The following is a 13,360-nucleotide window of genomic DNA, read 5'->3' as shown; positions in this document are numbered from 1 at the left end:
CTATTTTTGTAGATTTTCAATAAAACTATAAACAGAGAGACAGTGAACAGCGCCACCTGCTAAATCCAGGCGCCAACCCCTTTGCAACAGCATACATGCCCCAATTACTAGATAAATCCATCGAGATCCTGAGTGTTAAGCATCTCCGTGGCCCCAATATGTGGACTTACCACCCCGTGATTGAGGTTTGGATTGATATCGGGGATCTTGAAGACTATCCCTCTAATCTGATTCCCGGCTTTTATGACCGCCTGGTTAAAGCACTGCCTAGCTTAGTTGAACATCGCTGCAGCTACGGAGAAACCGGTGGCTTTCTCAAGCGCGTCGAAGAAGGCACTTGGCCTGCTCACATCATGGAGCACCTGACGCTCGAGTTGCAAAACCTAGCAGGTATTCCAGGTGGCTTTGGTAAAGCGCGTGACGGTGATCGCCGTGGTGTCTACAAAGTGATGGTAAGCGCGATCAATGAGGAAGTCACCCTCACTGCCCTCAAGTACGCACGCGACCTCTTTCTTGCTCTTGCGCAAGACAATAAAGATTGTGTTGCTGAAGTTCAAAATATTATTGAGAGTCTGCGTGACATTGGTGATGATTTATTACTAGGGCCTAGCACTGCTTGCATCGTTAATGCAGCTGAAGAGCGTGGCATTCCTTCTATCCGTCTATCGGCAGGCAATTTAGTTCAATTGGGTTACGGCGCAAAACAGCGGCGCATCTGGACTGCTGAAACAGATCAAACTAGCGCAATCGCTGAAACAATTTCCCGTGATAAAGATTTAACGAAGAGTTTGCTACGCAGCGCTGGCGTACCAACCCCAGAAGGCCGAACTGTTACTAGTCCTGATGATGCCTGGGAGGCCGCACAGGATATTGGATTGCCAGTGGTTGTCAAACCCATCGACGGTAATCATGGTCGAGGTGTGTTTATTAATCTGTATACCCAACAAGAAATTGAAGCTGCTTACGCAGTAGCCATTGATGAGGGTAGCGAAGTATTGGTGGAGCGTCATATTGTTGGCGATGAACATCGCTTACTCGTAGTTGGTAACAAAGTTGTCGCTGCGGCAAAAGGGGAAACTGTATGGGTCACTGGCGATGGCAAACATACTGTTCAAGAACTGATTCAGATTCAGATTAATTCTGATCCCCGTCGCGGCACCGCAGAAGAACATCCACTCAATCCAGTACGTATTGATTCTGCAGTAGAACTCGAACTTGCTCGCCAACAATTAACTGGCACTAGCATTCCAGCAACAGGCCAAAAGGTATTGATTCAGAGTAACGGCAATGTAGCATTTGATGTCACCGATTTAGTTCATCCTGATGTTGCTAGTCAAGTAGCCCTAGCAGCACGTGTGGTTGGTTTAGAAATTGCAGGCGTTGATTTGGTAGCCCAAGACATTAGCCACCCACTTGCTGAGCAAAACGCTGCCATCGTAGAAGTCAATGCTGGCCCAGGTCTCCTAATGCATCTCAAGCCTGCTAGCGGCAAACCTCAACCCGTAGGTAAAGAGATTGCAAACCACCTATTTCCTCAGGGCACAGATTTCCGCATTCCATTGGTGGGTATTTGTGGTGAGAGTGGCAAAACACCCGTTGCTGAAATGATTGCTCATTTCCTCCGCCTTACAAACGTCTATGTTGGCTTGTCTTGCAGTAAAGGTTTATTTTTTGGCAGTCGCTCGATTCCAAATACCAATGCATCCAATTGGGAAAACGCACGTCGCACCCTCCTGAATCGTGCCGTAGAAGCGGCGGTGATTGAAAACAACCACCTATCTATGCTGATCGAAGGATTGGCCTATGATCGCTGCCAAGTTGGCGTCGTACTCAATGTTGATCCTAAAGCCAACTTCCCACAGTACGCTATCTATGATGAAGATCAGGTCTTTAGTATTGTGCGCACTCAAATTGATGTAGTTCTACCAACCGGTGTGGGGGTTCTAAACGCCGATGATCCAATGTGTCTGCAGATGGCTGAGCTATGTGATGGTGAGGTGATTTTCTTTAGCGAGCATTCAGATTCAGAAGTGATTAAAAACCATCTACTCAATGGTGGTCGCGTCGTACTAGTTGGCAAACAACAAATTACCTTGAAGTCTGGAAAGCTGGATCAAAAATCAATCCCTGTGCCGCGCCACTCTGAATCTAATAGCGCCATGCCATGGAAGACTATGAATCTCGGCGCTGCGATTGCTGCTGCTTGGGCATTAGACATTCCGTTTAACGTGATTGAAGCTGGTGCAGAAACTTATGTACCAGATGCTACAACTGCAATAGGGGCTTAATTGGAAATCACCCGTATTCGTATGCTACGTGGCCCCAATTTATGGAGCCGCCACACTGCCCTAGAAGCCATCGTTACTTGCGATCCTTCTGAGCGCTCGATTGATGCTATTCCCCAATTTGAAACGAAGATTCGCGAACGCTTTCCACAACTGGGAAGCATGCGTCGTGGTGGTTTAACTGAGCCCCTCTCATTAGCGCATGCACTAGAACATGCTGCCCTGGGATTACAAGCTCAAGCAGGTTGTCCTGTGACTTTCAGTCGTACAGTTCAAACAATAGATGACGGCGTATATCAAGTAGTCGTTGAATACATCGAAGAAGTTGTTGGCCGTATGGCCTTTGACTTTGGTTTTGCATTGATTCAAGCAACCCTAAACGATGCTCCTTTTGATTTAGCTGCAGCACTCTCAGAGTTAGAAGCTTTGTACGAAGATGTGCGCCTTGGACCAAGCACTGGCTCAATCGTTGATGCAGCACTTCAGCGTAACATTCCCTTCCGTCGTATGACCGAAGGCAGCATGGTGCAATTTGGCTGGGGCAGCAAACAAAAACGAATTCAGGCAGCAGAGACCAGTGACACCAGCGCTATTGCTGAAGCCATTGCACAAGATAAGGAACTTACCAAAAATCTCTTGGCTGCGGCTGGAGTATCTGTGCCGATTGGTGAAGTTGTGACTAATGTAGATGATGCATGGCGTGCTGCCCAAAAGATTGGTGGCCCGATTGTGCTCAAACCAAAAGATGGAAATCAAGGAAAAGGCGTAGTTGCCAATATCCAAACCGAAGAAGAAGTCCGTGCAGGCTTTGAAGTCACCCAAGGCTTTGGACGCGAGACGATCGTAGAGCGTTATCTTCCTGGTGCTGACTATCGCTTACTCGTCGTTGGCAATCGCTTATCTGCTGCAGCCCGTCGTGAGCCTGCTCAAGTAGTTGGCGATGGCAAACACACTGTTGCAGAACTGGTTGAAAAAGAAAATCAAAATCCATTGCGGGGCGATGGACATGCAACAGCATTAACCAAGATTCGCTTTGACGATATTGCATTAGCTCATCTAGCAAGCTCTGGACTCACACCACAATACGTTCCTAAAACTGGTGAGCGCGTGTTATTACGCAATAATGCCAACCTCAGTACCGGCGGTACTGCTACCGATGTTACCGATGATGTTCATCCTGACGTCGCTGCTAGTGCTATAGCGGCCGCCCAGATGATTGGTTTAGATATCGCCGGCGTAGATATCCTTTGCGAATCCATTTATAAACCTTTAGAACAACAAGGTGGCGGCATTGTTGAAGTCAATGCTGCCCCAGGATTGCGCATGCATTTAAAGCCCTCCTACGGCAAAGGCCGCCCTGTAGGAGAAGACATTATTAATACGATGTTCCCGCCAGGCGAAGATGGTCGCATTCCAGTAGTTGCTGTGACGGGAACTAACGGCAAAACAACCACAGTCCGTTTAATATCCCACCTCCTCACCGAAACTGGTCTGAGGGTCGGCATGACTGGCACTGATGGCGTATATATCAATCATCGCCTGATTGATACCGGTGATTGCAGTGGTCCTAAAAGTGCGCGCAACGTATTAATGCATCCCGATGTCGATGCTGCTGTTCTAGAAACTGCTCGCGGCGGTTTATTGCGTGAGGGCTTGGGCTTTGATCGTTGTGAAGTCGCCGTAGTAACCAATATTGGTGAAGGCGACCACTTAGGATTGAACTATATCTCTAGCGTAGAAGATTTAGCGATCCTAAAACGGGTGATTGTGCAAAACGTAGCACCAACTGGTGCGGCTGTTCTCAATGGAGCAGATCCTATGGTTGCCAAGATGGGTGATAAGTGCTCTGGACGGGTCATCTTCTTTGCCCAAAATCAACATCACCCCGTCATCACTGCGCATCGCGCCAAGAATAAGAAAGTTATCTTCTTTGATGGCACTTACATTGTTGCCTCCAAAGGATCGCGCGTAATGTATCGCTTCCCTGTAAGCGAAATCCCCCTCACCCAAAATGGCGTACTTGGTTTTCAGATTGAAAATGCTATGGCAGCCATAGGCGCTGCTTGGGCCTTAGGCCTTGATGCTGAGAAGATTGCGCGTGGCTTAAATAGCTTTGAGAGTACTGCCAACGCTGTACCAGGGCGCTTTAATCAATTCAAACACAAGGGGGCTACGGTAATTGCTGACTATGGTCATAACCCTGATGCGATGCGTGCTTTAGCAAGTGCCGTTGAATCTATGAAGCCCAAGAAAAGTCACGTGGTTATTAGTGGTGCCGGAGATCGTCGCGATGAAGACATTCGGGATCTCACGCGCATCTTGGGCAACGCTTTTGATAACGTCATCCTCTATCAAGATGCTTGCCAACGTGGTCGTGAAGATGGCGAAGTCTTAAAGCTTTTGCAAGAGGGCTTAATTGGCACCACGAAAGCCAAACAAGTGAAAGAGATCCATGGAGAATTCAAAGCAATTGATACTGCCTTGAATGAAGTCTCTGAAGGCGATGTTTGCTTGATTCTGATTGACCAAGTAGAAGAGTCTTTGACCTACCTAAAGGAAAAGGTAAAGCCATAATCAATGAAGTAAAAATGCTAAACCCTATTTAAAAGGCCCAGTCTTATGATTGGGCCTTTTGCATTCTCAATCCTACTGAAAAATAGGCTTGCTAAAAAGATTGAATCTCATTAAAGTATATATCACTGATACATATCAAAAGAGGGGAAATCATGGACATAGCCCAAATCTTCAAAACCGGTCGTAGCCAAGCGGTGCGACTTCCCAAGGAATATCGTTTTACAGATTCCGAAGTCACTGTGCAGCACTTTGCTGGCGGCGTCCTCCTCTTGCCAAAAAATGGTTTATTTACAGCAATTTGCGCATCTTTAGACAGTTTTGAGCCAGGACTGCAATTAAATCGTGATCAACCAGAGCAACAAGATCGGGTGGAGATTGCCCCTTGATTTTGCTAGACACCAATATTTGCATCTACATCATCAATCAAAAACCACCTAGCGTTCTAGAGCGTTTCAAATCATTTCAGTCTGGCGAGATTGGCGTATCTACCATTGTTGCTGCGGAGCTCGCTTATGGCGTAGAAAAAACAAATTCAATCAGAAATAAACAGGCACTCAATTTATTTCTAGCACCAATGACTATTGTTCCTTTTGATACCAACTGCATTTGGGCCTATGCTACATTGCGCGCTCAGTTAGAGAAACAAGGGCAGCCCATTGGTTCGCTAGATACGATGATTGCAGCACAAGCGCTAGCATTAGACTTACCGCTAGTCACTAATAATCTCAAAGAGTTTTCAAGAGTTTCTGGCTTAAAGCTAGAAAACTGGGTTTGATTTTTTAATTCACCTTATGCGTGGTAATGCTGTAAACGATCAATCTCTTCTTTAGAACCCAGCATGACGGAGACACGCTCATGCAAATCAGTAGGTTGTAAATCCATAATCAGATCTTTACCATTTGTAGACGCACCACCTGCTTGTTCAACCAAGAAGCTCATTGGATTGGCTTCATACATTAAGCGCAATTTTCCAGGTTTATGGGGCTCACGTTGATCCCAAGGGTACATAAAAACACCGCCACGGGATAAAACACGATGCACATCAGCCACCATCGATGCAATCCAGCGCATATTAAAATCCTTTTCACGCGCACCACCTACACCAGCTAAACACTCTTCTACATAGCGGCGCACTGGGTCAGCCCAATGGCGCATATTAGACATATTGATAGCAAATTCTTTAGTAGAGTGCGAAATCGTGACAGCATCTTTAATCAACAAGAACTCACCGGTCACTTTATTTAAGGTAAACATCACTACGCCATCACCCAAAGTTAAAGCCATCGTTGTTTGAGGGCCATACACCACATAACCCGCCGCTACTTGGTGACGACCCGATAATAGAAAGTCAGAAGTTTGTAATGGCGCTTGTGGATTTTGCTTTTTGAGTACCGAAAAGATTGTGCCGATAGACACATTCACATCGATATTGGAAGAGCCATCTAATGGATCAAACAATAAAAGATAGTCGCCGGTACCTTGCACTGGTACTGGTAATTCCATTTCTTCGGACGCCAGCCCAGCAAGTGACTTACAAGCTTTAACGCCCTCAATTAATAAATCGTTAGCAATGATGTCTAGCTTTTGCTGAACTTCACCTTGCACATTACCAGTGCCTGCGGATCCTAATAAACCAATTAAAGCTCCTTGAGCAACTTCATGACTTAAGGTAGAACAAGTATTAACAACAGCAGCCAGCAAATCTTGTAGTCCAACGGGAATTGCTACGCCCTGAGATTTAGTTGTTGCTAGATATTGCTTGAAATTTGTATGGGTACTGGAAGACAAAGCGATTTCTCCAAGGTGCTATTGAGATTAGGGTCTATTTTGCCCTGTAATGAAAGTTTTACCTAAAAGAAGGTTCTTATTTGCTTTCGATCTAATTTTCCTCTTTTCAAGACTAAAATCATCGTATATGATGACTAAATTGATGTTGTTTTACATCAAATTTGATGAGAATAATCATGAGAACTACAGTAACCATTGATGACGACCTATATCAAAGCGGGCTAGATCTTGCTGATCCTGGCATGGATAAGGCAGACCTTTTCCGTGAAGCCATGAATGTATTTGTACGGGTACAAATCGCTAAACGACTTGCTGCGTTAGGGGGTAAGGCGCCCCAAATGAAAAACATTCCTCGGCGCAAATCCAATGGTGCTCAATAAACATGACGATGGTTTTAGCGGATACCTCAGTGTGGGTATCTCACTTCAGAAAATTGAATCCATCATTTACGTCTTTGTTAGTAAATGATCGAATTCTATGCCACCCTCTAATTTTGATTGAGCTTTCATGCGGATCTCCTCCGTCGCCACGCTCTAGAACTCTAGATTATTTAAAAAAACTACAGCAAGCTACTGTAGCCACTACCGAAGAAACATTGCAGTTTATTGAAACGCATAAACTTCATAAATCCGGATGCGGTGCAATTGACATCTCTCTGATTGCCTCCACTCTTCTATCAGAAAATGCACTCATTTGGACTCTTGATAAACACCTTGAGTCACTAGCGATCCAACTTGGTATTTCTTATAACCAACAACTTCACTAAGGAAGTCATAAGAAATCAGCCCCCCAAAGCCTTACCAATGACCTCGCGCACATCTGGCGAGAGGGTTAGGCATGCAGCCACCCGCTCTAAGGCAGTCTTCATCTTGCCTTGATAAGGCTCTGCAAACAGGCGCCAGCGATCCAATGCTCTAGCGAGGCGCGCAGCAACTTGTGGATTGATGGGATCTAGAGCTAAGACACTTTCAACCCAAAAAGCGTAGCCACTGCCATCGGCTTGATGAAAGCTTGCTGGATTGTTGGCACAAAAAGCATGAATCACACTACGTGCACGATTTGGATTGTTCAGCTTGAATGCTGGGTGCTCACGCAAACGTTTGACATCAGTAAGAGTTAGCTCAAGTCCATCAACCGGTGGACGGCTCGATTGCAATGCAAACCACTTATCAATTACCAGAGCATCGTTTACAAAGCGACTAAAGAAATCATGCAAACAATCATTGGCATGTGTAGCACCATGAATGACTAATGTCGCCAATGCGGCATAGCGATCAGTCATATTGTCAGCAATTTGATATTGATTTGCTGCCATTGGCGCCCAAATCTTTGGATCAGCCTCAAGCAACATACTGAGAGCGAGATTTTTGAGCGCACGCTTTCCTGAATCAAGAGCATCAGACTTAAATGGTCCAGGCGTTTGGTTCTGCTGATAAAGCGCAGCCCACTCTAGTTGCAACTGCTTAGCAATTTCTCTTCGAAATGCACGACGTGCAGTAAAGATTTTTTGGGGATCTACACTAGCGCACTGCTCATATAAATAAGACTCTGCAGGCAGGGTCAAAGCAAGCTCTTTAAATGCAGGATCTAAATTGGGATCAAGCAATAGATTGCGGTAAGCGTCAATCAGACCAGCATCAGGCAAGCGCTTGTTCAAAATCATTTGCATGGCTAGTTTTTGACCCGCCTCCCAGCGATTAAAAGGATCATCATCGCCAGAGAATAAGGTTAAGAGATCTACCTCGCTTTGCTCAAAATCGATGTTAATTGGCGCAGAGAAATTACGATTAATAGATAGAACGGGACGCTCAGTGAGATTGTCAAAGGTCCATGACTGAGTTGGTTCAGTAAGCTCTAGTAATTGCTCTGTTTGATCATTGGCAGCATTAATCAAGCGGATCTTTAACGGAATATGAAATGGCTTTTTCTCATTCTGACCAGGGCTTGGAGCACAGCTTTGCGTCAGAGTGAGTTGATACTGATGATTGACCGCATCATAGTGCTCTGCCACTTTCACCCGTGGCGTACCTGCTTGGCTATACCAGTTTCTGAACTGAGTGAGATCTTTGCCGTTAGCATCAGCCATCGCCGCTAAGAAATCATCACAAGTGACCGCCTGTCCATCATGGCGCTTGAAATACAAATCCATACCCTTGCGAAAACCTTCTCTGCCCAGCAAGGTCTGATACATTCGGACAACCTCTGAACCCTTTTCATATACGGTAACGGTATAGAAGTTATTAATCTCCTGATACTCGTCTGGGCGAATGGGATGGGCCATCGGACCCGCATCCTCTGGAAATTGCAATTGACGTAGCAATCTCACGTCTTCGATACGTTTAACCGCTCTACCAGACTCAGTACCCATTTGATCTGCCGAGAACTCTTGATCTCTAAAGACAGTTAAGCCTTCTTTGAGGGAAAGTTGAAACCAATCTTGGCAGGTCACCCGATTACCGGTCCAGTTATGAAAATACTCATGGGCTACAACGCTTTCAATATTGGCAAAGTCAGCGTCTGTTGCAGTTTCAGCTTGAGCTAGAACAAACTTGGTATTGAAGATATTCAAGCCCTTGTTCTCCATCGCACCCATATTGAAGTCACCTACTGCAACAATCATGAAACGCTCAAGATCTAACTCCAAACCAAAGCGCTTTTCATCCCAATGAATCGAGGCAATCAATGAATCCATTGCATGACGGGTCTTCTTCAGATCATGCGGTTCAACCCAGATCTGTAATAACTTTCTGGCACCACTGCTAGTAGTGATGGTTTCTTCGATGCACTCCAACTTGCCAGCAACTAAGGCAAATAAATAAGAGGGTTTTGGAAATGGATCTTCCCAGCTTGCGCTATGCCAACCGTTGGGTAACTTCTCTTCTTTTAATAAATTGCCATTTGAAAGGAGTACAGGGCATTCAGCTTCACGCGCTCGCAGAGTCACGCGATAACGCGCCATCACATCAGGGCGATCTAAGAAATAAGTAATCTTCCGAAAGCCTTCTGCTTCACATTGCGTAAAGAAGTTCCCATTCGAAACATATAGCCCCATGAGGCTGGTGTTCTTATTGGGAACACACACTGAAATAATTTCAACAATGAATTTATCTTTACCTTCATTTGGCAAAGAATGAATGCTCAAAGTTTCTGGGGTGAGTTCAAAATGGCGATGCGCCGTGCCATTAATCCGTAAACTCACAAACTCCAACTCCTGACCAACCAACACTAAAGGTGCGCCAGGTTCAAAACTTTTGCCTGGTAATACTTCGATTTTGCTTTTCACGATCGTGCGGGCGGGATCTAAAGCAATATCCAACTCAACTTGGTCAAAGGTATATACGGGGGGAAGATATTCGAGCCGACGAAAGCTCTGAGACAGATCAGTTTTCATCTGACTATTTTAAGTCGAGAGATCCCCCAATGTAGAGGATTAGCTTAACTCCATGCCAGAGTGGCCACACCAATAGCAATAAACGTGATTGCTGCAACAGCATGCACCCATTTGATTGGCATACGTTGGGTAAATTTCTGACCAATCCATACCGCTGGGGCATTAGCCAACATCATCCCCAATGTAGTGCCGATCGTTACCGAAACCACATCCTCATATCGAGCACCCAAAGCAATAGTTGCAATTTGCGTCTTGTCTCCCATCTCAGCCAAGAAGAATAGGACAACCGTCAGCATCAATACCTGAAGCGCACGATCGGCCACTGTAGAATCTGCCGCATCATCAATATGATCGGGAACCAAAAGCCATAAACCAATCCCCAGAAAACTGGCGCCCAAAATCCAACGCATCACATCTGGAGAAACTAGGGTCATCAGCCAGTGTCCAAGTAAGGCAGCGCAGGCATGGTTTGCAATCGTGGCAATAAAAATACCTGCAATGATGGCTAGTGCTTGCCTAGGGTAGCGAGCAGCAAGCATTAAAGAAAGTAATTGGGTTTTGTCACCCATCTCCGCTAATGCAACTACACCAGCGGAGAGGGTTAAGGCTGAAACATCCATGGATCTTGTGGCTTTAATGAGTAAGTATCTAGCCAGTGTAAATCCTTCAGGTGACTAGACTACAAAGAGCTCCTCCGCAAGAGCAAAGTCAAGACCCTGAGCCTGTGCGACAGGCTGAGAAGTCAAAACACCTTTATGAACACTCAAGCCATTGCGTAGGTGATGGTCAATCGATAATGCCTTCACCACCCCACGATTAGCTAATGCCTCTACAAAAGGATAGGTTGCATTGGTTAATGCAAAGGTAGATGTCCTTGCGACTGCACCTGGCATATTGGCTACGCAGTAATGCAGTACTCCATCCACCAGGAAGGTCGGATCTGCATGAGTGGTCGGTTTCGATGTTTTAAAGCAACCGCCCTGGTCAATCGCAACATCCACAATCACCGCACCTGCTTTCATTTTCTTGACCATCTCTCGTGTCACCAGTTTAGGTGCAGCAGCACCTGGCAAAAGAACGGCGCCAATCACCACATCAGCCTCACACACTTCTTGTTCAATTAACAAACTATCAGAATAAAAAGTGCGTACGCGATTGCCATAGAACATATCAATCTGACGCAGGCGATCAATATCGCGATCGAAGATGCAGACATCTGCGCCCATACCTACTGCCATTTGTAAAGCATTGCGACCGACTACTCCACCACCCAAAATCACAATCTTAGCCGGCGAGACACCAGGTACACCTGCCATCAATACTCCCAAACCACCATGGGTTTTTTCTAAATGGGAAGCTGCAGCCTGAATCGACATTCGTCCTGCTACTTCGCTCATGGGAGCAAGTAAAGGCAAGGCGCCATTCATGGCGGTAACCGTCTCATATGCAATACATGTCGCGCCGGATGCTAGTAAGGCTTTGGTTTGGGCTGGATCTGGCGCGAGATGTAAATAGGTAAATAAAATTTGATCCTCACGCAGCATGGCACATTCTTGTGGCTGGGGCTCTTTCACCTTCACAATCATCTCTGCCTTCTGAAATACTTCTGCTGCACTGTTGATCAAAGTAGCACCTGCAATACGATAGGACTCATCACTCAAACCAATTTGCATCCCAGCACCTCTTTGAATCAATACCGAATGCCCTTGCTTACATAAGCCACTGACATTACCTGGTGTGAGGCCCACCCTAAATTCATTATTTTTTACTTCTTGTGGAACGCCAATAATCATTGCTATCTCCTGTTATTTAAATTGACGACTATTTTTTGTTTTACGGTGCAAGCCAACGATGTAAAACATCGCGAGATACACCCCTAATAGACATGGGCCTAATATCAAGGCCATGCGCGCATCTTCATGAAAGCCCATCAGCACTACTACTAAGAAAATAAATGCCAGAGCAAACCATGAGGAATAAGGCCACCAAGGTGCGCGGTAACCCAATTCAGCTACTTGCGCTTTGCTTAAAGAGCGACGGAACTTCATTTGGGTAAACAAGATGGCAATCCATACCATCAAGCCCACAAAGGTGACCGCTGCCATGATGTATTGGAAGGCCTTATCAGGCACAAAGTAGTTCAGTACTACGCCTGACATACAAACCGCCACAGTTACTATCACCGCACGATGCGGCACACCATACTTTGAGAGCTTGGCAAAAGACGCTGGGGCATAGCCGTTTGAAGACAAAGCATACAAAAGGCGACCACCGCTGAAGATGCCAGCATTGCATGATGAGAGAGCCGCAGTGATCACTACGAAGTTGATCAATCCGGCTGCCTCGCGTAAGCCGATCCGCTCAAACATCACCACAAATGGACTACCCTGCTGACCTACCTCATTCCATGGAAAGATCGCTAAGATAACCAAGATCGCACCCATATAGAAAATGAGGATGCGCCAAGCTAAAGAATCAATCGCCATGGGTATCGTTTTCTTCGGATTCTCCGCCTCTCCAGCAGAAAGACCAATCATCTCGATGCCAACGTATGCAAATAAGACCATTTGCAAAGAGAGCAGCATACCGCTAATGCCATTAGGGAAGAAACCACCATGCTGCCAAAGATTACTCAGGCCGATTGGCTGCCAATCATTCGTAAAGCCAAAGAGAATGACTGATCCACCCAATGTGATCATCGCCACAATGGCTACCACCTTAATGAGCGCAAACCAAAACTCAAACTCACCAAATACTTTTACGGCAATGAGATTGATCAGACCCATCATGACGATCGACGATAACGCCCAAACCCATTGAGGTATCTCTGGAAACCAGATCCCCATATAGATCCCAACTGCAGTGACCTCGGCGATTCCGACCACAATCCAGTAGGTCCAATAACCCCAACCCACCATATACCCCGCTAGTGGTCCAACATAGTTATTGGCGTAAGCAGCAAAAGAGCCTGCCACAGGTTCATGCACCGCCATCTCACCCAGAGTGCGCAATACGATGAATGCCACGATTCCGGCAAGTAGATATCCCAAGAGAATGGAGGGTCCAGCGATTTGTATTGCACTCGCAGATCCCAGAAATAATCCAACGCCAATCGTTGAACCCAAGGCCATTAAACGAATGTGCCTTACTTTAAGGTGGCGTTTCAAGCCGGTTTGTTCAGTCTGCAAAAGAGACCTCCTTTCGATTTGTCGTTGGCGGTTTACCAACGAAGCAAAGTCTAGGGAGGACTTGTCATCTGCACTAGGGGATAAAAATAACTAAAGTGACTAAATGATCAAAAGTAAATACTCAGCAAATATAA

Annotated in this window: 10 protein-coding genes; 5 read left to right on the top strand and 5 right to left on the bottom strand. The window is 45.9% G+C overall.

From position 1 onward, the window contains the following. Nucleotides 1–95 precede the first annotated feature (95 nt). The 4 genes from cphA (C2756_RS03355) to C2756_RS03340 all read left to right on the top strand — a co-directional run bounded on the left by cphA (C2756_RS03355) (nt 96) and on the right by C2756_RS03340 (nt 5,634). Nucleotides 96–2,288, top strand: a complete 2,193-nt coding sequence (cphA, locus tag C2756_RS03355; RefSeq protein ID WP_215320028.1) for a cyanophycin synthetase — start codon at nt 96–98, stop codon at nt 2,286–2,288. Then, nucleotides 2,289–4,859 (top strand): cyanophycin synthetase, encoded by a 2,571-nt coding sequence (gene cphA / locus C2756_RS03350; RefSeq protein ID WP_215320025.1) that lies wholly within the window; start codon nt 2,289–2,291, stop codon nt 4,857–4,859. It abuts the gene before it with no gap. 152 nt (nt 4,860–5,011) lie between these two features. Continuing rightward, on the top strand, nt 5,012–5,245 hold the full coding sequence (locus C2756_RS03345; RefSeq protein ID WP_215320023.1) for an antitoxin: 234 nt from the start codon (nt 5,012–5,014) through the stop codon (nt 5,243–5,245). Next, the gene (locus C2756_RS03340) at nt 5,242–5,634 is read left to right on the top strand and encodes a type II toxin-antitoxin system VapC family toxin (RefSeq protein ID WP_251372111.1); all 393 of its coding nucleotides are present in this window, start codon (nt 5,242–5,244) and stop codon (nt 5,632–5,634) included. Before C2756_RS03345 ends, C2756_RS03340 begins: the two co-directional genes overlap by 4 nt. 14 nt (nt 5,635–5,648) lie before the next feature. Here the strand turns inward: C2756_RS03340 and C2756_RS03335 are convergent, their stop codons facing one another. After that, nucleotides 5,649–6,647, bottom strand: coding sequence for a class 1 fructose-bisphosphatase (locus tag C2756_RS03335; RefSeq protein WP_215320021.1), 999 nt, complete (start codon nt 6,645–6,647; stop codon nt 5,649–5,651). Between the two features lie 176 nt (nt 6,648–6,823). Between C2756_RS03335 and C2756_RS03330 the strand changes: the two genes are divergently transcribed. After that, nucleotides 6,824–7,027, top strand: coding sequence for a type II toxin-antitoxin system VapB family antitoxin (locus C2756_RS03330; protein WP_215296639.1), 204 nt, complete (start codon nt 6,824–6,826; stop codon nt 7,025–7,027). A gap of 401 nt (nt 7,028–7,428) precedes the next feature. On the opposite strand, the gene pepN is transcribed toward C2756_RS03330, so the two are convergent. From pepN to C2756_RS03310, 4 genes are read right to left on the bottom strand one after another with little or no spacing between them, the layout of a single operon-like run. Continuing rightward, nucleotides 7,429–10,038: an aminopeptidase N gene (pepN, locus tag C2756_RS03325; protein ID WP_215320019.1), complete on the bottom strand. Its 2,610-nt coding sequence runs from the start codon at nt 10,036–10,038 to the stop codon at nt 7,429–7,431. Nucleotides 10,039–10,082: 44 nt separating this feature from the next. After that, entirely contained in the window at nt 10,083–10,658 is a 576-nt protein-coding gene (locus C2756_RS03320) for a TMEM165/GDT1 family protein (protein WP_215320017.1), read from the bottom strand. Between the two features lie 54 nt (nt 10,659–10,712). Beyond that, the gene (gene ald / locus C2756_RS03315; RefSeq protein ID WP_215320015.1) at nt 10,713–11,831 is read right to left on the bottom strand and encodes an alanine dehydrogenase; all 1,119 of its coding nucleotides are present in this window, start codon (nt 11,829–11,831) and stop codon (nt 10,713–10,715) included. A 12-nt stretch (nt 11,832–11,843) separates the two neighbouring features. Continuing rightward, nucleotides 11,844–13,169: an amino acid permease gene (locus C2756_RS03310; protein ID WP_304608872.1), complete on the bottom strand. Its 1,326-nt coding sequence runs from the start codon at nt 13,167–13,169 to the stop codon at nt 11,844–11,846. Nucleotides 13,170–13,360 lie beyond the last annotated feature (191 nt).

Source organism: Polynucleobacter sp. UB-Siik-W21 (assembly GCF_018687415.1).
Lineage (GTDB): Bacteria > Pseudomonadota > Gammaproteobacteria > Burkholderiales > Burkholderiaceae > Polynucleobacter.
Note: the sequence above shows the minus strand (reverse complement) of the source record. Positions and strands in the feature narration are given on the sequence as shown.

What these genes read in the sequence shown, in the direction of transcription:
- C2756_RS03320 (WP_215320017.1), bottom strand. Translation starts at nt 10,658, where the DNA reads ATGGATGTTTCAGCCTTAACCCTCTCCGCTGGTGTAGTTGCATTAGCG.
- C2756_RS03310 (WP_304608872.1), bottom strand. Translation starts at nt 13,169, where the DNA reads ATGGCCTTGGGTTCAACGATTGGCGTTGGATTATTTCTGGGATCTGCG.
- C2756_RS03330 (WP_215296639.1), top strand. Translation starts at nt 6,824, where the DNA reads ATGAGAACTACAGTAACCATTGATGACGACCTATATCAAAGCGGGCTA.
- C2756_RS03345 (WP_215320023.1), top strand. Translation starts at nt 5,012, where the DNA reads ATGGACATAGCCCAAATCTTCAAAACCGGTCGTAGCCAAGCGGTGCGA.
- ald (WP_215320015.1), bottom strand. Translation starts at nt 11,831, where the DNA reads ATGATTATTGGCGTTCCACAAGAAGTAAAAAATAATGAATTTAGGGTG.
- pepN (WP_215320019.1), bottom strand. Translation starts at nt 10,038, where the DNA reads ATGAAAACTGATCTGTCTCAGAGCTTTCGTCGGCTCGAATATCTTCCC.
- cphA (WP_215320028.1), top strand. Translation starts at nt 96, where the DNA reads ATGCCCCAATTACTAGATAAATCCATCGAGATCCTGAGTGTTAAGCAT.